18 protein-coding genes are annotated in these 18,379 nt (G+C 41.1%); 6 read left to right on the plus strand and 12 right to left on the minus strand.

The genetic code is table 11. From position 1 onward, the window contains the following. The 4 genes from argH to AAF462_02315 all read right to left on the minus strand — a co-directional run. A partial coding sequence (gene argH / locus AAF462_02300) for an argininosuccinate lyase (GenBank protein MEM7007944.1) occupies window positions 1–946 on the minus strand: 946 nt, incomplete at its 3' end. 122 nt (window positions 947–1,068) lie between these two features. After that, the gene (locus AAF462_02305; protein ID MEM7007945.1) at window positions 1,069–1,530 is read right to left on the minus strand and encodes a peroxiredoxin; all 462 of its coding nucleotides are present in this window, start codon (window positions 1,528–1,530) and stop codon (window positions 1,069–1,071) included. Window positions 1,531–1,598: 68 nt separating this feature from the next. Beyond that, window positions 1,599–2,840, minus strand: a complete 1,242-nt coding sequence (locus AAF462_02310) for a glycosyltransferase (protein ID MEM7007946.1) — start codon at window positions 2,838–2,840, stop codon at window positions 1,599–1,601. Beyond that, window positions 2,837–3,496: a DUF5752 family protein gene (locus AAF462_02315; protein ID MEM7007947.1), complete on the minus strand. Its 660-nt coding sequence runs from the start codon at window positions 3,494–3,496 to the stop codon at window positions 2,837–2,839. Before AAF462_02315 ends, AAF462_02310 begins: the two co-directional genes overlap by 4 nt. A 72-nt stretch (window positions 3,497–3,568) precedes the next feature. On the opposite strand from AAF462_02315, the gene AAF462_02320 reads away from it, so the two are divergent. Continuing rightward, entirely contained in the window at window positions 3,569–4,075 is a 507-nt protein-coding gene (locus tag AAF462_02320) for a nitroreductase family protein (protein ID MEM7007948.1), read from the plus strand. Here AAF462_02320 and AAF462_02325 read toward each other — a convergent pair. Next, entirely contained in the window at window positions 4,065–4,964 is a 900-nt protein-coding gene (locus AAF462_02325) for a sucrase ferredoxin (GenBank protein ID MEM7007949.1), read from the minus strand. The genes AAF462_02320 and AAF462_02325 overlap by 11 nt on opposite strands. Window positions 4,965–5,039: 75 nt before the next feature. Between AAF462_02325 and AAF462_02330 the strand changes: the two genes are divergently transcribed. Then, a complete protein-coding gene (locus tag AAF462_02330; GenBank protein MEM7007950.1) occupies window positions 5,040–6,008 on the plus strand; it encodes an ROK family protein in 969 nt (322 codons plus the stop codon). Between the two features lie 2 nt (window positions 6,009–6,010). On the opposite strand, the gene tilS is transcribed toward AAF462_02330, so the two are convergent. The 6 genes from tilS to katG all read right to left on the minus strand — a co-directional run bounded on the left by tilS (window position 6,011) and on the right by katG (window position 14,206). Beyond that, on the minus strand, window positions 6,011–7,375 hold the full coding sequence (tilS, locus tag AAF462_02335) for a tRNA lysidine(34) synthetase TilS (GenBank protein MEM7007951.1): 1,365 nt from the start codon (window positions 7,373–7,375) through the stop codon (window positions 6,011–6,013). Continuing rightward, the gene (locus AAF462_02340) at window positions 7,347–8,012 is read right to left on the minus strand and encodes a DUF502 domain-containing protein (protein ID MEM7007952.1); all 666 of its coding nucleotides are present in this window, start codon (window positions 8,010–8,012) and stop codon (window positions 7,347–7,349) included. The genes tilS and AAF462_02340 overlap by 29 nt, the downstream gene beginning before the upstream one ends. Window positions 8,013–8,015: 3 nt before the next feature. Then, window positions 8,016–8,300, minus strand: coding sequence for an integration host factor subunit alpha (locus AAF462_02345; protein MEM7007953.1), 285 nt, complete (start codon window positions 8,298–8,300; stop codon window positions 8,016–8,018). Between the two features lie 22 nt (window positions 8,301–8,322). Next, a complete protein-coding gene (pheT, locus tag AAF462_02350; GenBank protein ID MEM7007954.1) occupies window positions 8,323–10,734 on the minus strand; it encodes a phenylalanine--tRNA ligase subunit beta in 2,412 nt (803 codons plus the stop codon). A gap of 134 nt (window positions 10,735–10,868) precedes the next feature. Further along, entirely contained in the window at window positions 10,869–11,891 is a 1,023-nt protein-coding gene (locus AAF462_02355; GenBank protein MEM7007955.1) for an NADP-dependent oxidoreductase, read from the minus strand. 107 nt (window positions 11,892–11,998) lie between these two features. Continuing rightward, window positions 11,999–14,206 (minus strand): catalase/peroxidase HPI, encoded by a 2,208-nt coding sequence (gene katG / locus AAF462_02360; protein MEM7007956.1) that lies wholly within the window; start codon window positions 14,204–14,206, stop codon window positions 11,999–12,001. Window positions 14,207–14,325: 119 nt separating this feature from the next. Here katG and AAF462_02365 point away from each other — a divergent pair, with 119 nt between their 5' ends. From AAF462_02365 to AAF462_02375, 3 genes are read left to right on the plus strand one after another with little or no spacing between them, the layout of a single operon-like run. Further along, on the plus strand, window positions 14,326–14,703 hold the full coding sequence (locus AAF462_02365; GenBank protein MEM7007957.1) for a LysR family transcriptional regulator: 378 nt from the start codon (window positions 14,326–14,328) through the stop codon (window positions 14,701–14,703). An 18-nt stretch (window positions 14,704–14,721) separates the two neighbouring features. Next, window positions 14,722–15,225, plus strand: coding sequence for a LysR family transcriptional regulator substrate-binding protein (locus AAF462_02370; protein MEM7007958.1), 504 nt, complete (start codon window positions 14,722–14,724; stop codon window positions 15,223–15,225). After that, on the plus strand, window positions 15,226–16,386 hold the full coding sequence (locus AAF462_02375; protein MEM7007959.1) for a cysteine desulfurase family protein: 1,161 nt from the start codon (window positions 15,226–15,228) through the stop codon (window positions 16,384–16,386). Between the two features lies 1 nt (window position 16,387). On the opposite strand, the gene argC is transcribed toward AAF462_02375, so the two are convergent. Further along, window positions 16,388–17,428 carry an N-acetyl-gamma-glutamyl-phosphate reductase gene (gene argC / locus AAF462_02380; GenBank protein MEM7007960.1) on the minus strand — a complete coding sequence of 347 codons (1,041 nt, stop codon included), beginning with the start codon at window positions 17,426–17,428 and terminating at the stop codon, window positions 16,388–16,390. A gap of 204 nt (window positions 17,429–17,632) precedes the next feature. On the opposite strand from argC, the gene AAF462_02385 reads away from it, so the two are divergent. Continuing rightward, a partial coding sequence (locus AAF462_02385; protein ID MEM7007961.1) for a type I glyceraldehyde-3-phosphate dehydrogenase occupies window positions 17,633–18,379 on the plus strand: 747 nt, incomplete at its 3' end.

Raw genomic sequence — 18,379 nt, forward strand, 5'->3', positions numbered from 1 at the left:
AAGGTAGTCCTTTCATCATTGTGAGGATAGAAACAAGATCGCCGTAAACCCTTCCTGTCTTACCCCTTATAAGCTCAGCCATATCAGGGTTGCGCTTTTGCGGCATAATGCTTGAGCCGGTTGTAAATTCATCCCCCAGATCTAAAAAGTCAAATTCTTTCGAAGACCAGAGTACAAATTCCTCAGATATTCGGCTTAAGTGCATCATAAGCGTGCTTGAGGCGGATATGAACTCAACAATGAAATCACGATCGCTTACACTGTCAACACTATTGTTTGTTATATCGGCAAAACCCAGCAGCCTGGCAACCATTTTTCTGTTTATAGGAAAACTTGTACCAGCTCCAGCACCGGCTCCGAGGGGAGAAGCATTTATACGTTTAAGGCAGTCTATATAACGTTCCCTATCCCTCTTTAGCATCTCAAATAGTGCTAGTAGCTGGTGGGATAAAAGTATAGGTTGTCCGCGTTGCACATGTGTGTAAAGAGGTATTACAGCGTCTATGTTCTCATCGGACAATTCAACCAGCCTAGTGCAGATAGCCTCTATTAAGTCTATAATTTCATCTATTTCTTCCCTTAGATAAAGACGCATGTCGAGCGCAACCTGATCGTTACGGCTGCGTGCAGTATGTATCTTTCCGCCTATGTCCCCAATTTTTTCTATAAGTCGGCGCTCGATATTTAGATGAATATCCTCAAGCTCTTGTCTGAAAGGAAACTTTCCTGACTCAATCTCTTTTTCAATCTGCTTAAGACCCTTTATGATTTGATCAGCTTCTTTTTTTAATATTATCTTCTGGCTGGCAAGCATGGTTGCATGTGCAATACTGCCTTGGATATCCTCCTTATATAGCCTCTTATCAAAATCTATAGAGGCAGAGAACTTCTCGGCAACCTTGTGAGTTCCTTTCTTAAATCTTCCGGCCCAAGCTTTCTTTCCCAATTTATTTCTCCTTTAAAGTCATTATATTACCAACATTTTAGATAAGTTAGAACAGTTTAATTCACAAACTCTATCATGATGTCTGAGAAATATATAGTAAGGCTGAGAAAAATTGCTTTAAGTTAAATGGATTTTAACGCTGAGATCGCTTCATTTACATGCGCTTTATAATTAAGTTGGGAGGAGTAAATGTGGCGAACAATGCCATCTTTGTCTATGACATAAGTGACCCTCCCAGGGAGTATTCCCAACGTTTTAGGCACGCCGTATTCCTTTCTAACGTCTTCATCGGGGTCACTTAAAAGTTTGAACGGAAGTGAATGGGCATCAGAAAACTGCTTATGTGATTCTACTGTGTCAGAGCTGATACCAAGTACCTCGGCATTTTCTATTTCCTTGAATTGCTCAATGTTATCCCTGAAGTGGCAAACCTCTTTAGTACATACCGCTGTGTTATCTTTTGGGTAAAAGAAAAGCACGACAGGGCTTTTCCCTAGAAAGTCTTGAAGCTCTATTGCTTCACCGGTATCAGAAAATAAGGCAAAATTTGGAGCAGTATCGCCAATTTTAACTATTTGTGCCAAAATGCTATCTCGTATGTTATGGATTTAGAGTTAGGTTACCTAATTTTTCAAAAATGCTTAGAAATTAATTAGGATCTATTATCCAGGATGGTGAAAAGACTTAGTATTTCCCTAAGGTGGCGAGTATTAAGAAAGTTTTCTCTTACAAATTCTTTGGCTTTAGCGCCAATCTGCCTCATCTTTTCGGGATTTTGAAGAAGCTCTCTTATTCTTAACGCGGCTCCTTCTGGGGAATCGACTAAAAACCCTGTGTGGTGGTTTACTATCTGAAGTCTAATTCCTCCAGTGTTGCCTCCGATAACTGGTTTTCCTTTCCACATAGCCTCGGTCACTGTTAGCCCAAAACCTTCTTTTAATGATTTTTGAAGAATAATGTCCGAAGCTCTTTGAAGTGCGTTTATTGTTATGTGTGCGTCGGGGGGCAAAAGTAATATATGTATATCTTTATCATCCCCTGCCGCCTCTCTTACCTCTTTAAGAACTTCTTCTCCCTCTGGATCATCAGTTGCTCCACCACCCGCTAATACTAGTTGTATTTTAGGCACAGATTCCACTACAAGCCTAGCAGATTCCTTTACAAGCTTATAAGTTTTGATTACGCCTATAGGGTCTTTAAAGCGGTCATATCTAGAGACCTGAAGCATTATTGGTCTCTGTGGATCGAGGTTAAATTCTTCATATACAGATTCTATCTGAGCCTGATCAAGGTCCATGTTTTTCTCGCTAAGCGGGTCAATACTTGGTGGGATCAAATACTGAGTATGAGGAAGCTCCTGTGCATAGTCTGCTAGAGAGAAAAAGCTGGCGTCATAGTCTTTTACATATTGGCTCAAGAAATTCCACACCGGCGGATATGGATTGCTTGCATCTATATGACATCGCCAAACCCACTTTCCTTTTCTATTTGGGCAAAGTTGTAAAAGTGGCGCTGGCTGAGGGTCGTGGATAATAACGTAGTCAGCATCTTCTAAGATAGGGCGAAGTGTTTGGGCATTTTTTGCATTGGTTTCCTTATATGCTTCGAGTAAATCATTTGATATATCAACAGCGTCTCCCTGAAGCGCATTGTGCATGCTTTTTGTGCATTGATAAAACTTATCCTCGCCGGTGATTACCTCCCAGCTTGTCTCAATCCCAAGCTCGTTCATGAGCGGCACCATTTTCATAAGTATCTCGGCCACTCCTCCGCCTACTCGGGTGGAGTTCACATGCACAAATTTTTTCCCTTTCATTGGAGCTGAGAGCTGCTTCAGTTTTTCTACTGCTTCTTCACCCGCAACTCTTGCATATGAGTTAAGAAGTTCGCTCAATTGCTTTCTCCTTTGAAAAAGTCTGTAAATATTTGAGCGCTTCTAGATCTTATCTCTTCTAATGTAAGAAAATAGCAATCTAGGTTATCAATAATTTCTATAGTTAAGGCTTTATGATCGTTTTGACCTAACCACTGGTATATGTTCTCGGAGGGCAGATTGGTGTAAATATAATGATAATATATGCTGCCTAAGGATAACTCACCGAATACGTTTGGAAGCTCATTGGGTTTGTTAATAACAATATCTGTGTCAAATACAACTATTTCTGAGCGTGTGAACTGGAATTGTTCACCTTCTTTGCTGTTTTGATATGATTGGTTTTCTTCAATGTGTGAATCCAGAACTTCAATTAACTTTTTTCTTATATCTTCAGCGTCATAGCCAAGGGGATTGATTAAACCTAACCTCTCGGTAAGTTTGTTGTCATGAAGACTATTATAAGCCCACATTGCAAAGTCATTGTAATACTCAGGCTTTTCAAAAGCTGGCCTAAGCTTTCTATTCCAAAAATGATAAAAGATTGATCCAGGATGAATCGTAATTATTGCGTCACGCAACTCCTGTATATTTTGCGCCCTGATGCCAGTAGCAATTTTGAGCATTGCACAATCTTTAATCTTTAAAGGTTGTATATTTTCTGTTTTCGAAGTCATAATTAGAGACGTAAGTATAGAGTCTTTTTGCTAATACTCAATGCCAGAAATAAAAAAGATAAGGAGATGAACATGGAAGTGTTTGAGTGCGTTTCGACTTTAAGTTCTATAAGGAGTTATCATGACAAAAAAGTGCCAGACGATATTGTGATGGAAGTTATTGAAGCAGGTAGGCTTGCGCCAAGTGCTCATAACGATCAGCCCTGGGAATTTATCCTCATAAGAGATAAATCGATACTCCAAGAGATGCCCAAGTACTGCTTAAGCGGGAGCTTTATCGCACAGGTAGATTTCGCCGTAGTTGTTGTAACGGACCCGTCCTCGAAATGGCATGAGATAGACAGCACGCGCGCTGTACAGAATATGGTACTCACAGCATGGAGTCATAAGCTTGGGTGTTGTTGGATAGGAAGGCTTGAGAAAAAAGGGCTTATGGAATATTTAGATATTCCAAAGCATTTAAATGTCTTAACTGTTCTTCCTTTTGGCTATTTTGATGAGAGAATGATCAGCTCAGTAAAATTCAGAAAAGACCCATCGCAGGTATTTCATTTAAATGCATACGGCACTAGGCTTTAGAATAGTCAATTAATTTGAACTGCGGAATGTATGAGTTCTTATCCCCGCAGCTTTTTATGACCTTAACGGCATTTTTTTGCTGCCTTATTTTTATTTTGTGGATCATTTCATCAGATTTGGTTTCAAACTTAATATTAGATTTTTTATCTCCCTTCTTAACACTTTTTAAACTCACTTCTGTTATCTCTGATATTCCTGTTTCAAGCCTAAGGTAAAATTCTGCGGCCTGAACGAAAGGTTCATAGCACGAACGCCCTCGGTAGTGAGCTATATTAATTTCCCCATCTTCATACTCTTTTATTATCCCCTCTGCTGCTTGTCCTTCTGTAACCCTTCCGTAAATAAGCCCATGAGGCAGACACACAAAGGTCGATGCAAATCTGTGCCCGCCTATATGATTGACTTCCCATATTTGTCGGCCATTAGGGCCTTTGGCAACATCCAAATAAACCGGCATCCCAAACTTGCCGCAGCAGGTGTCATACTCTCCGTTGGTGCAGATTGCATATATTTTTTCATCTGATAAATGATCTTTGGATTTTAGGATTTTTTTTAATTTTATTGATAGCAACTCCTCATAGTCTTTAAACTTTATCTTGTAGAGCCTAGGGCTTTTTTCGGTCGAAACGGCTATGAATAAAGTTAGATAATCGTCCGAATTGTCATGCTTTTTAATAAGCTGAAGACGTGAGCTTGATATGGATTTAAGTTCTTTTTGTATGTGGGATTTTACTTTTTTAGGGATTCTACTGTCTTTAAAAGCACTTCCTGACCAGTGCCCCCTATACTCAACTAGAAGCCATATGTCAGCCCTGGTTGCGGTTCCAAACATCTCTTCATTTGCATTTAGAGAGCTCTCGGTACATAGAATTTTATTTTTTATTGGCATTTTATACTCTTATTGTTTAGTATTGCTTCCGTAGATTTTTTCAGCGCTCAAATTATACATGAAAAAGGATATGAAATGAGTAAGAGAGTAATCGGCATAGATATTGGCGGAACAAATCTAAGAGGCGCACTTGTAGATGAAAATGGCAATATTCTAAAAAGAATGCAGATATTATCAGAGGCAGATGAGGGCATTCGTAAACTGGTTGATAATCTCGCAGCATTTATAAATGAGATAAGCCATGGTCACAATGTTGGTCACATAGGGGTCGGGATACCTGGGATAATTGATTCCAAAAATGGAGTAATTACTCAGGCGCCAAATATATTAAACGTAGATGATTTTCCACTACGAGAAGTGCTCGATGATAAATTAGGAGGGGTTGTAAGCGTTGTTATAGAAAACGATGCCAATAGCGCTGCTCTTGGGGAGTGGTGGATGGGAGCAGGAAAACAGATTAATTCTATGCTTATGATAACTATGGGTACTGGAGTCGGCGGAGGAATAATCTTAGATAATAAACTCTGGACCGGATCAGACGGAATGGCAGGAGAGATAGGTCATATCACAATTTATCCAGATGGCGCAAAATGTAACTGCGGCAACTATGGCTGTCTTGAGAGCTACGCATCTGCAACGGCTATAAGGCGAATGGTTCATGAGGGGCTTGAAGACATGAGTCAGGCTACAAGTTTAAGGGATGACGTAAAGGGAGCACAAGTTGAGGACATCCCTGAGATTGTGGCAAACGCGGCAATAGCTGGCGATAATTATTCACTTAGGATTTGGGAAGAGGTTGGTAAGGCTCTTGGTATAGGGATAGCAAGCCTTGTCAATTTGCTCAACGTTGACATGATTGTCATTGGCGGCGGAGTATCAAACGCCTGGGATCTATTTATTTCCACACTCAGTGAAGAAGCTCACAGACGCGGCTTTAGAGCGCCAATGAAAAGAGCACAAATAATGAGAACTAAGTTAAAAGATGACGCCGGGATTCTTGGTGCATCTTATTTAGCACTCCAGAGTATTGATAAGAAGGATTAAACTTATTTTGGCCTGTTTAGTTTAAATCTTAGCACCTTGTTATTTTTATCTTGAACCTTAAATCTGTTGTCGATTCTAATACCACCAACCCACATGATCTCACCACCTGATAAGAATAAGGGTACCCTGGACCTCATAAATTTAGGTAGCTTAATATCCGTAAAGTAGTCCTGCAATTTTTTAGAGTCCCTCATACCAAGGGGTATAAATCGGTCACCCGGATTGAAATTCCTTACTTCTATAGGAAATGTAGCAGCATCTAAATCAAAATATGCTATAGATTCATCACTTTCATCTAAAGAATCAGTGCTTAAAATCGAGACTTCTACCTCAAGCTCAGGGAATCCCCATTTCCCCTCGGCGGTAATTTGATAGGAAAAACCACGCTCTAATTCTGCGCTGCTAGTTAGTAGAAAAGTTTCATAGCCTTTAACAACCAAGTTGCCTGCTGGAAGCTCAATCTCACCGGATGTAGAATCTGATAAAAGAAAATCATCAGCTGAAACTAGATGTGTTGAAGAGATGTTTTTTAAGCTTAAATATGCATTTTCCATAGCCGTTCTCAAGAGAGAGAACCTAAGGGTTTTTTCTAAGCTGCTATAGTTTCTTAAATCTCCAACTAATTCATCACCATTTCTACTAAATACTTGCTCAAAGTGTTTGTTAGCTTCTTTGGATATATACTCATCTTCTGATCTTAAAATATCGGCAGTTCTAGAAAGAGTCTCTTTAATCTGCGGGTTATATTGTACAAGCGATGGCATTAAGTCATGTCTCATCTTGTTTCTAAGGTGCTCATCAGATTTGTTTGTGGAATCCTCTACCCACTTAGCCCCTTTTGATCTGAGATAACTCTCAATTTCTTCTCTGCTTGTTTCAATTAGCGGCCTAACAATATTCTTTGATACAGGAGGTATGCCGGAGAGTCCTTTTGAGCCGCTTCCACGAATAAGCCTCATAAGCACAGTCTCTGCCTGGTCGTCTAATGTATGAGCGGTGGCGATTTTAGTCGCATAGTGCTTATTTAGCACTTGGTCAAAGAATTTATATCTAAGAGTCCTGGCAGCATCTTCAGTCGATAGGTTATGCTCCTCTTTATACTTTAGCGTATCAACCTCTCCGTAAACATAAGTAAGCCCTAGAGACTTTGAGCAATCTTTTACGAAATCAGCGTCTCTTTTTGCCTCTTCTCCCCTTATGCCGTGGTTTAAGTGTGCAACGATAAGTTCAAGACCATAGTCAATTAGTTCATTTAGAACGTAGAGCATAGCAATAGAGTCAGCTCCTCCCGAGACTCCTAGCACTACTTTCTCGCCCTGCGTTAGCATGCGGTATTTTTTAAGTGTCTTTGTTACTCTGGATAGCATTTTCCGAATTGTTTGTTGCCAGACCCGCAGACATGATGATTCTAAATGCGTCCTCTACTGAAATTGGTAGTTCTGTTACATCTTCTTCGGGAATCATTATATAATACCCGCTAGTAGGATTGGGAGTGGTAGGAACGAAAATACTAACGACCTTTCTTCCCGATTTGTTGTGGTGTTTGCCATCTTCTATTGTGCCAGTGATAAATCCGATTGAGTAAATTCCCTTTCTTGGATATTCAAACATAGCAACTCTCTTTAGGTTTTTCATACCCCTTCCCATAAGGGTTTCAATAATCTGCTTTGATGCTATGTATATAGTTCTTGCAAGAGGGATCTTGGTAATTATATATTCACCAAAACCAAGAAGCTTTCTGCCTAAGATATTTCTGGCAACAGCACCAACAATAAGCACGATCAGTAGTGCTCCAAGTAGACCAATAAGGAATAATATTGTTTGGGAAACTAGAGGGTTCTGTTGATTAAGAAGTTCACCAATAAATTTATTGGGTGCAGCGCTAACTAGCCCTATAATCCATGTTCCAAGCCAGTATAGTACCGCTATAGTAAGGGCGAACGGTATGGTAACCAGTACGCCTGTGAGTATGTTGTTTCTGAAGAAACTATACAAATATTTCATACATTAGTCTGTATGCTTATCTATTGAATCACGGAGAAATCTGCTTGGTTTAAAGACTACGGCTTTTCTCTCTGCAATCTCAATTGTTTCTCCGGTGGCAGGGTTTCTTCCTTTTCTGGCTTTACGGTTTTGAACCCTAAAGCTGCCAAAGCGCGGAAGCTTTATTCCCTCACCTTTGCTCAGTCTGTCCTTTGCAATGTCAAAGAAGAACTCAACTATCTCAGCTGACTCTCTTTTTGACAGGCCAATCTTTGTGTGAATTACATCTGCAAGCTCTTTTTTTGTCATCACTATACCTCGCTTTAATGTTCTATATTGTACGTAATTCGGCTCCAAGAGCCAAGCCTAGTTTTTTAAGTGTTTTTTCTTGTACTTTATTAACTTCTTCTTCTGTTAAAGTTTTATCCGCTGCCCGGAGCTGAAGTGATACTGCAACGCTCTTTTTACCTTCGTCAACATGCTCGCCAGTGTATACATCAAATATTGCCGCATCCTCAATTAAATTAGATCCAATTTTGTTTATCTCTTCTAAAATACCTGAGGCCGGTACTGACTCATCTACAATTAGTGCGATATCTCTACGTACCGAAGGAAACTTGGGAAGCGGTTTAAATGATTTTGTCTTATCTTTTGCGATAGCTGAGATTTGATCAAGGTCGATCTCAAGAACATAAACTTTATTAGAAATATCAAGCTTCTCACTCAAATCAGGATGGAGCTCGCCTATATAACCTAATTCTCTATCGCCAACTTTAATAAGTGCCGACTTTCCGGGGTGAAGAAATCCAATTTCCTGAGCATTCTCAAATTCAACATCCTCCCAGCGAATAAGGGCTTGAAAGCCCCTTTCCAAAATGCTCTTGAAATCAAAGAAATCAAATTCCTCCTTTCCCCAGAATTCCGGCGCTCTCTTTCCGGTTGCCAAAGCTGCTATTTTTCTAATTTCATTGGGTAATTCACTATCTTGGTTTGGTAGGTAAACTCTGCCTATTTCAAAAAGTCTTAGGTCCTGCTCTTGATGGTTTAGGTTAAGTACTGCGTTTTTAAGAATTCCAGGCAGCATGCTTGTTCTCATAACTGATGTTTCAGTTGTTAGCGGATTTAATATCTTGAGCGCATCTGATTTACTAACCAAACTTAACATTTCATGGTCTTCAAAACTGTAATTTATAACCTCATAAAACCCGCTGGCCACTAAGACCTGTTTTAATTGATCCTGAACCAATTTGTTGGTATTTAAAGTGTCAGATGACATAGCCACTTGAGGTAGTGTGGTGGGTATATTGTTATATCCATAGAGCCGCGCTGCTTCTTCAATTAAATCAATCTCGCGTGTTATATCAACTCTAAATGTGGGAATTTTAAATGTATACTCGCCGTTTTGAGCTTTGACTTCTTCAAACTCAAGCCCCGTTGCGATTCTATTTATATCTTCGGCTTTGATATTTGTTCCAAGTGCTTTGTTAGCTCTATCTAGTGAAAGCGTGACCTCATTAGGCGCTATAGGATTCGGGTATTGATCTATTTCACCTCTGGCAATTTGACCCTCGCCCAGCTCCCTTATTAATTCAGCAGCTCTGTTCAGCGCTTTTACTACAGCGTTAGGATCTACTCCTCTTTCAAATCTATATGATGACTCAGATCTTAGTCCGGTTGCTTTTGAAGTCTTTCGTACAGTAACCGGATCAAAATATGCACTTTCTAAAAGGACGTTCTTAGTGTTTTCTGATACCTCAGTATTTGCCCCGCCCATTACGCCTGCTAATGCAACGGGTTTTTTGCCGTCACATATTAGTAAATCGTTTTCAGTAAGTTTTCTCTCAACATCATCCAAGGTTTTTAATATTTCTCCATTTGTTGCAGCCCTTACTACGATCTTGTGATCTTCAAGTAGGTCATAGTCAAAAGCATGGAGCGGCTGGCCATACTCTAAAAGCACGAAGTTCGTGATATCGACTACATTGTTGATTGACCTTATGTCAGAAGCCTCGAGTCTTCTCTTAAGCCAGTCCGGAGACGGGCCGATTTTCACATCATTTATAACTCTGCATGAGTATCTGGGACATTTCTCAGGGTCTACTAGTTCAACCTTTGCAATTTGGTTTATATCATCACCTGATTCTTCAACAGTTTCATCAGGGTGTTTAACAGTATTTCCGGTCAGAGCCGCAACTTCTCTTGCAACTCCAATTACGCTTAAACAGTCAGGGCGGTTAGGAGTAATACCCACTTCAAATACTATGTCGTTTAATCCGAGTACATCAGTAATTGGCGCCCCAACTTCGCTGTGATCCGGAAGAATTATAATGCCGTCGCTCTCTTCACCTAGCCCCAGTTCATTTTCAGCGCAGAGCATCCCTTCTGAGACTTCGCCTCTGATTTTAGCTTTCTTTATCTTAAGTCCATCTTCAAATTTGGGTCCGGGAGGAAGGTGAGCACCTATTTTTGCCAGTGCAACCTTATCACCAGCCTTCATATTGGTTGCTCCGCACACTATAGGATATGTGTTCTCGCCATCTGTTACTTTACAAAGCGAGAGCTTCTCAGCATTTGGGTGAGCTTCTTTCTCAAGGATTTGGGCCGACACTACATTCTCAAGACCCTCGCCTTGATAAATGACATCTTCGACCTCAAGCCCGGCCATAGTTAGGCTGTGGGATAGTTCTTGGGGGGATAGATCAAAATCTATGTAATCTCTAAGCCAGTTAAGTGTGAATTTCATTTTAACCCCGGGTCAATATGAAATATTTACATATTCTAAGTAGAGGGTCAATACCGCAACAAAGATATTTTTTCAGGATAGGTCTTATCTAGACAAAGATTCATGAATCGGGGGAAAATTTATGTCTAATGTATCTATGAGGACGGATCATCAGATATTTTGATTATTAACTTACCTTTATTTGAGCCATCAAAGAGTTTATTAAGTGCGCTTGGCGCCTGTTCTAGTCCATCAACTAGATCAATCCTATACTGTAACTTCCCCTCAGAATACCACTTACCCAGGTCTTGTATTGCCTCATTGGCGCGCTGCATGTAGTCGAGCACTAAAAATCCTTCCATAAGCGCTCTTTTTGAAATCAAGTTTGATAAGTTAGAGGGGCCGGGCTGAGGTTTTGTATTATTATATTGAGAAATCATGCCGCAAATAACTAGTCGTGCATTTATATTGATAAGATTTAACACTGCCTCTAGTATTTCACCACCAACATTGTCAAAATAGACATCTATACCGTCAGGGCATAGCTTGGTTAAACTATCAAGAACATACTCTTCTTTATAGTTGATGGCGGCATCAAAACCCAATTCATCTGTGATCCACCGGCATTTCTCATCGCTACCAGCGATACCAACTACATGACATCCTTTAATCTTTCCGATCTGTCCAACAAGAGATCCTACAGCGCCGGCTGCCGCTGAAACAACCAATGTCTCACCTTTATTGGGCTTGCCAATATCCAAAAGTGCAAAATATGCTGATAGCCCTATGTGGCCGAAAAGACCAAAATGTGCAGTAAGCGGAATAGATGGAATGTTTGGCAAGATAGTAAGTCCAGAACCATCAGTAATTGAGTAGTCTTGCCACTGTAATAGTCCTTGTACGATACTTCCTTTGGGGAAAGCATCGTTGTTAGATTGCTCGACTATTCCTATTGTTGCCCCGAGCATGACATCACCAATGGAAATAGGAGATAAATAGGAATTATCTGATGCCCAATTTCGGTTTGTAGGATCAAGAGACAAATAGATATTTCGTACCAATATTTCGCCTTGTGATGGTGACGGAACAGATTCCTGGGTGAATTCAAAATCTGTTTCTTTCACAGCGCCAACTGGGCGAGCCGCAAGTCTCCATTGTCTGTTGATTGAAGAATTCATTCTACCTCTCCTAGAATTTCGTTGAATTGTAGATCTAAAAGAAGTGAGGCATTTTGTTAAGGCCTCACCATGTTCTGAGTATAGCTGTTATTATGTTCTAGCCTAACTTAGACCAAATCAAAGCGGTCTAAGTTCATAACCTTGGTCCAAGCTGCCACAAAGTCATGCACAAACCTCTCTTGGGAATCCTCTGAGCCGTAGACTTCTGCAAGTGCTCTAAGCTCCGAGTTAGATCCAAAAATAAGATCAACACGAGTGCCGGTCCATTTTAGATCGCCACTTTTGCGGTCGCGACCTTCAAACTCTGCCTGCTCTTCAGAAGTCGCCTGCCATGTTGTTCCCAAGTCTAGAAGATTAACAAAGAAGTCATTTGTTAGAGTATCCGCTCTATTTGTAAATACGCCGTTTGCTGATTCTCCAAAGTTAGTGTTTAGAACCCTAAGCCCGCCAACTAGAACACTCATCTCGGGCGCTGTTAGAGTTAGGAGCTGTGCTCTGTCTACGAGCATATCCTCTGCCGATGCTACACATTGTTCGGTGAAGTAGTTTCTAAACCCGTCAGCTACTGGTTCTAAAACTGCAAATGACTCCACATCAGTTTGTTCTTGAGAGGCATCGCCCCTTCCTGCTGTGAAAGGTACTGTTATGTCATGGCCCGCATTTTTAGCAGCCTGCTCGATAGCAGCACTTCCTCCTAGAACAATAAGGTCAGCGATTGATACCAATTTGCCGCCGCTCTGTGAGTCGTTGAATTGTTTTTGAATAGATTCAAGTTTCTCGAGCACAGATGCTAGTTCAGATGGATTATTAACTTCCCAGTCTTTCTGTGGCGCTAGTCTTATATGCGCTCCATTTGCGCCGCCTCTCATATCAGAGCCTCTAAAGGTAGAAGCTGATGCCCAAGCGGTTGATACTAGCTGGGATACAGAAAGCCCTGATCCTAGGATGTTTGTTTTTAGTGATGCTATATCATTTTCATCAATTAATTCATGAGTTACTGCCGGTATAGGGTCTTGCCATATTAGTTCTTCATCTGGCACTTCAGGTCCGAGGTAGCGAACCTTAGGCCCCATATCACGGTGAGTGAGCTTGTACCATGCCCTGGCAAACGCATCCGCAAACTCATCAGGGTTTTCATAAAAGCGCCTAGAAATGGGCTCATAGATTGGATCCATTCTAAGTGAAAGGTCTGTGGTTAGCATAAACGGCGCATGTGATTTTGATGAATCATGCGCATCTGGCACTGTTCCTTCTCCGCCTCCGTTTACCGGTCTCCACTGATTTGCACCTGCCGGGCTTTGGTAGAGCTCCCATTCATAGCTAAATAGGTTTTCAAAGAAATTGTTGCTCCATTTTGTTGGAGTTGTTGTCCATGTTCCCTCAAGTCCACTGGTAATGGTGTCTCCGCCACTACCCGTTCCATAAGTATTTAACCAGCCGAGACCTTGCTCCTGGATAGGCGCTGCTGCAGGCTCACGTCCTACATACTTGTCCGGGTCAGCCGCTCCGTGGGTTTTCCCAAAAGTGTGCCCGCCAGCGATAAGAGCTACTGTCTCCTCATCGTTCATAGCCATTCTGCCAAATGTCTCACGTATGTCACGGGCTGCGGCAATAGGATCAGGATTACCGTTAGGGCCTTCAGGGTTTACATAGATAAGTCCCATTTGAACTGCGCCTAGAGGGTTTTCAAGCTCTCTATCGCCAGTATATCTTTTATCTCCAAGCCACTCACTCTCAGAGCCCCAGTAAACATCTTCCTCTGGCTCCCACACGTCCTCACGACCGCCGCCAAAGCCAAACGTTTTAAAGTCCATTGACTCTAGAGCACAGTTACCTGCGAGTATCATCAAATCTGCCCATGAGATTTTTTTGCCGTATTTTTGTTTAACAGGCCAAAGTAGTAAGCGGGCTTTATCCAGGTTGCCGTTATCCGGCCAGCTGTTAAGAGGAGCAAAGCGCTGTGTTCCAGAGCCCCCGCCCCCTCTGCCGTCTGCGATACGATAGGTTCCCGCACTGTGCCAAGCCATACGGATAAATAGCGGTCCATAATGGCCAAAGTCTGCCGGCCACCAGTCTTGTGAATCTGTCATAAGATCGAATATGTCTTGTTTAACTGCTTTTAGATCGAGCGTCTTAAACTCATCAGCATAGCTAAAATTCTCACCCATTGGGTTTGATAATGATGAGTTTTGGCGAAGGATATTTAACTTTAGCTGGTTTGGCCACCAGTCTTTGTTAGATGTTCCTGAGCCTCCCCCGTGTTTAAGCTGCCCGTGAGTAAACGGGCACTGTGCTCCATTTGTGTTCTTAGCCATTTTTTAAATCTCCCTAATAATTAGTCTTATGAATAAGATAATCAATAATCATTATAGTTGTCTAATATTAATTTTCTATGTATTCTATAGTTAAAACCTATAGCAATAGAGTCAAAGTTATGGAACTTCATCAACTTAGATATTTTGTAGCGGTGGCAGAGACAGGAGGTTTTAGTAAGGCCGCCAAAAGGTGTTATGTTGCCCAGCCTTCTCTTAGTCAGCAGATTATTAAACTTGAGCACGAGCTCGGCCAGGAGCTTTTTGAAAGGCTCAGCAGAAAAATTGTTCTAACTGAAGCGGGGAAGGCCCTGTTGCCAAGGGCAAAGCTGATTTTAAAAGAAGCCGGCAATATTAAATCAGCGATACACGAAGATGTAGACTCGGGCTCTGGAACATTGTCCGTCGGCCTTATCCCGACAATAGCCCCTTATCTACTCCCTGGTTCTATGGATAGATATCACAAGCAATTTCCACTCTCTAGAATAAAAATAAACTAAAATCTTACCGAGAGGCTTATAAGAAGTATTATTAATTTGGAGATCGATCTTGCAATAATGAGTCTGCCGATTGAAGACCCTCTGATACAAACAAAGGATCTATTTAACGATCCGCTTGTATTGGCTTTATCACCTGAGCACCCTCTTACAAAGTACAAAAATATTAAAATTGACGATCTAAAGTCAATTCCTTTCATTGCTCTTGAGGAAGAGCACTGTCTTGGGGAGCAGATAAAGAGTTTTTGCTATGAAAAGCAAGTGAATCCTGATATTATCTGCCGCACTTGGAATCTATCCACAATTCAGCAGTGCGTATCATTTGGCAACGGTATATCATTAGTTCCTAAGATGCTGGTCTTGACCGACAGCTCTAACAGCTGTGAGTATAGAGAGATTAAAGGGCAGTCTCCGTTTAGAACTGTGGTGGCAGCCTGGCATAAGGACAGAAAACTGTCTAAACTAGCACAAGAGTTTATCTCAATAGTATCGGAGGAATACAAATTTCTCTCAGAGTCATATTAGATGAAGAAAGTATATCTTGATTATAATGCTACAACGCCAATAGACCCAAGGGTTATTGAGGAAATGCTTCCCTATTTATCTGAGCACCACGGAAATCCTTCCAGCATTCACTCATATGGCAGGCAAGCTAAAAAGGGTCTTGATGATTCAAGAGAACAAGTAGCTCAGCTTCTTAATTGCAGTGCAAAAGAGGTAATGTTTACATCAGGAGGAAGCGAGGGAGCAAATTTTGCAATTAAAAGTGCAGCCCTAGGAAGCCTTAAAGAAAAAGGTAATCACATAATCACCACAAAGGTTGAACACGAGTGTGTTCTCGAATCATTTCACTACTTAGAAAAACAGGGGTACGAGACCACATATCTTGATGTTAATTCCGATGGACAGATCGATATTGACGAGCTTCGAGACAGCATATCAGATAAAACGATCTTGGTCTCATGCATCTATGCCAATAATGAGACAGGTGTCATATCTCCCATAGAAGAAATTGCCAGCATCGTAAAAGAGCAAGGTATTGCCTTTCATACTGATGCGGTTCAAGCAGCGGGCAAGCTGCCCATAGATGTAGAGAAAATACCTGCCGACTTTCTTTCTATTTCAGCGCATAAATACTACGGCCCAAAAGCAGTAGGAGTGCTCTATATAAGAGACGATTTTTCTCAGAAAGTCACTCTGCCTGCACAGATTCACGGGGGTGGTCAGGAAAGGGGCAAACGCTCTGGAACTGAGAATATTGCAGGTATTGTAGGGCTTGGGTACGCAAGCAATCTAGCTTGTAGAGAAATGAGCTCTGATCAATCTAAAATAGGCGAGCTTAGGAATAAACTGTTAAATGAAATAAGTGCTAATATTAAGGGAGTAAAAATAAACGGCTCGATGGATAAAATTCTATGGAATACACTTAACATCAGCATAGAAGGAGTTAGGGGCGATTCTCTTGCAATGAATTTAGATATTGAAGGTGTGGCCGTATCCACTGGTTCAGCATGCTCAGAGGGTGCAATTGATCCATCACACGTGCTGGCGGCAATGGGACTGTCAAAAAAAGATGCTTCTTCCTCCATAAGGCTCAGCCTTGGCAGGTTCACAAGTTTAGAAGATATTGACTATGTAGCTTCAGTTATGCCTAAGGTTGTAGATAGGATTAGAAGCGTGTCGTAAATTAGGGAAATACAGGTGATACATCTATTGAGGTGGTTTCCTCAATGCCAAGCATCACATTCATATTTTGAATTGCCTGACCTGAGGCGCCTTTAACCAGATTATCGATAACTGACACAATCACAGCGCTGTGTCCCGAACCTATTACCTTAATCCCTATATCGCAAAAATTTGATCCGCGAACCTGCTTGGTTGAAGGATAGACACCTTCCTCGCAGATTCTTACAAACTTCTCCCCATGGTAGTGATCTTTGTAAATACTTATCAGCTTTTTGGTTGTGAGCTTCTTTTTAAGATTCACATATATTGTCGATAAAATTCCCCTGTCCATAGGGATTAGGTGAGGAGTGAAAGTAACATCTACCTTTAATCCTGAATAATTGGACAGAGCTTCTTCAATCTCCGGCATGTGGCGGTGCTCGCCAACTTTGTATGCTTTTAGCCCCTCGTTTACCTCAGAGAAGTGATAGCCAAGCGATGGGGAGCGGCCAGCGCCCGATACGCCGGACTTAGAATCGACAATTATTGATGACTCGTCAGCTAGTTTATTCTTAACAAGTGGAGCTGTACCCAATATAGAAGAAGTCGGATAACACCCTGGGTTTGCTACGAGTTTTGCTTTTCTAACTTCTTCCCTATTTAGCTCAGTGATCCCATATACAGCTTTCTTTATTAACTCGGGACATGGATGTACTCCATACCATTTTTTATAATTTTTATTGCTTATTCTAAAATCAGCACCCAAATCGACTATTTTCACGTCCCGATCATAGAGCTGCTTAATAATAGATGCAGATGTTCCGTGGGGAAGTGCGGCAAAGATAACATCAACGTCTTTTGGTATGGATTTTGTCTTAAGCGGCTTTAGCTCAAGATCAATCAGTCCTTTGAGGTGAGGAAAAACATCAGAGATCTTTTGCCCCGCATGCTTTTCTGCAGTTAAATGAGTTATTTCAACATTTGGGTGCAGTAGCAAAAACCTAAGTAAATCGCTCCCTGTATATCCGCTTGCTCCAAGCACGGCAACCTTTTTAATATCCATGGAAATTGAAAATATCAGGGAAAATTATCAAATACAAGTATTTATTAAATTTTACAGTGTATTGAGGTGTTTAGAATCTCAAAAAATTCTTGAGGATTTTTGAGTAAGCACATTCTTGACAGAACCTAAGGAGGAGGTAATTTTTAGCATCTGCACAATCATTACACGCTGCTTTGCAGCAGCAATTTCTGGAGGAATTTATCAATGTCTATTAAGGTCGGAATTAACGGATTTGGAAGGATAGGAAGGAACCTTCTTCGCATCGGACTTGAGCGCGAAGGCATAGAATTTGTTGGAATAAATGATATTTCTGACTCTCAAACACTGACCCATCTGTTTAAGTATGACTCTATCTTTGGTCCTTACAAAGGCGATGTAAAGTCTGAAAACGGACATATGATTATAGACGGAAAACCAATTAAAATTTTCTCAGAAAGAAATCCTGCAAATATACCTTGGGATGAAGTGGGTGCAGAGTTGGTGGCAGAGTCCAGCGGAGTTTTTAGAAGCAAAGAGGAAGTCTCAGCTCATTTTGGAGAAACTGTAAAAAAAGTGCTTATAACAGCTCCGGCAAAAGGGGAGATCGATTTTACTGCAGTACTAGGGGCAAATGAAGCTGACTACGACAACGAAAAGCACAATATCATCTCAAACGCTTCCTGCACTACAAACTGTTTTTCAATGATAGTAAAAGTTATTCATGAAAATTTTGGTATCAAAAAAGGACAAATGACAACAATTCACTCATATACAAATGACCAGCAAATATTAGATGCTCCGCATAAAGATTTAAGAAGGGCAAGGGCTGCGGCGCTTTCAATAATACCAACCAGCACCGGAGCCGCTAGCGCTATAAAGCTAGTATTCCCTGAGCTTGAGGGAAAAATGGAAGCTGTTGCTATGAGAGTTCCTACTGCTGATGTGTCAGTTGTAGATTTTGCTGTGGAAGTG

This window comes from Thermodesulfobacteriota bacterium, assembly GCA_039028315.1.
In the GTDB taxonomy this organism is placed as follows: Bacteria; Desulfobacterota_D; UBA1144; order Nemesobacterales; family UBA2774; genus CR02bin9.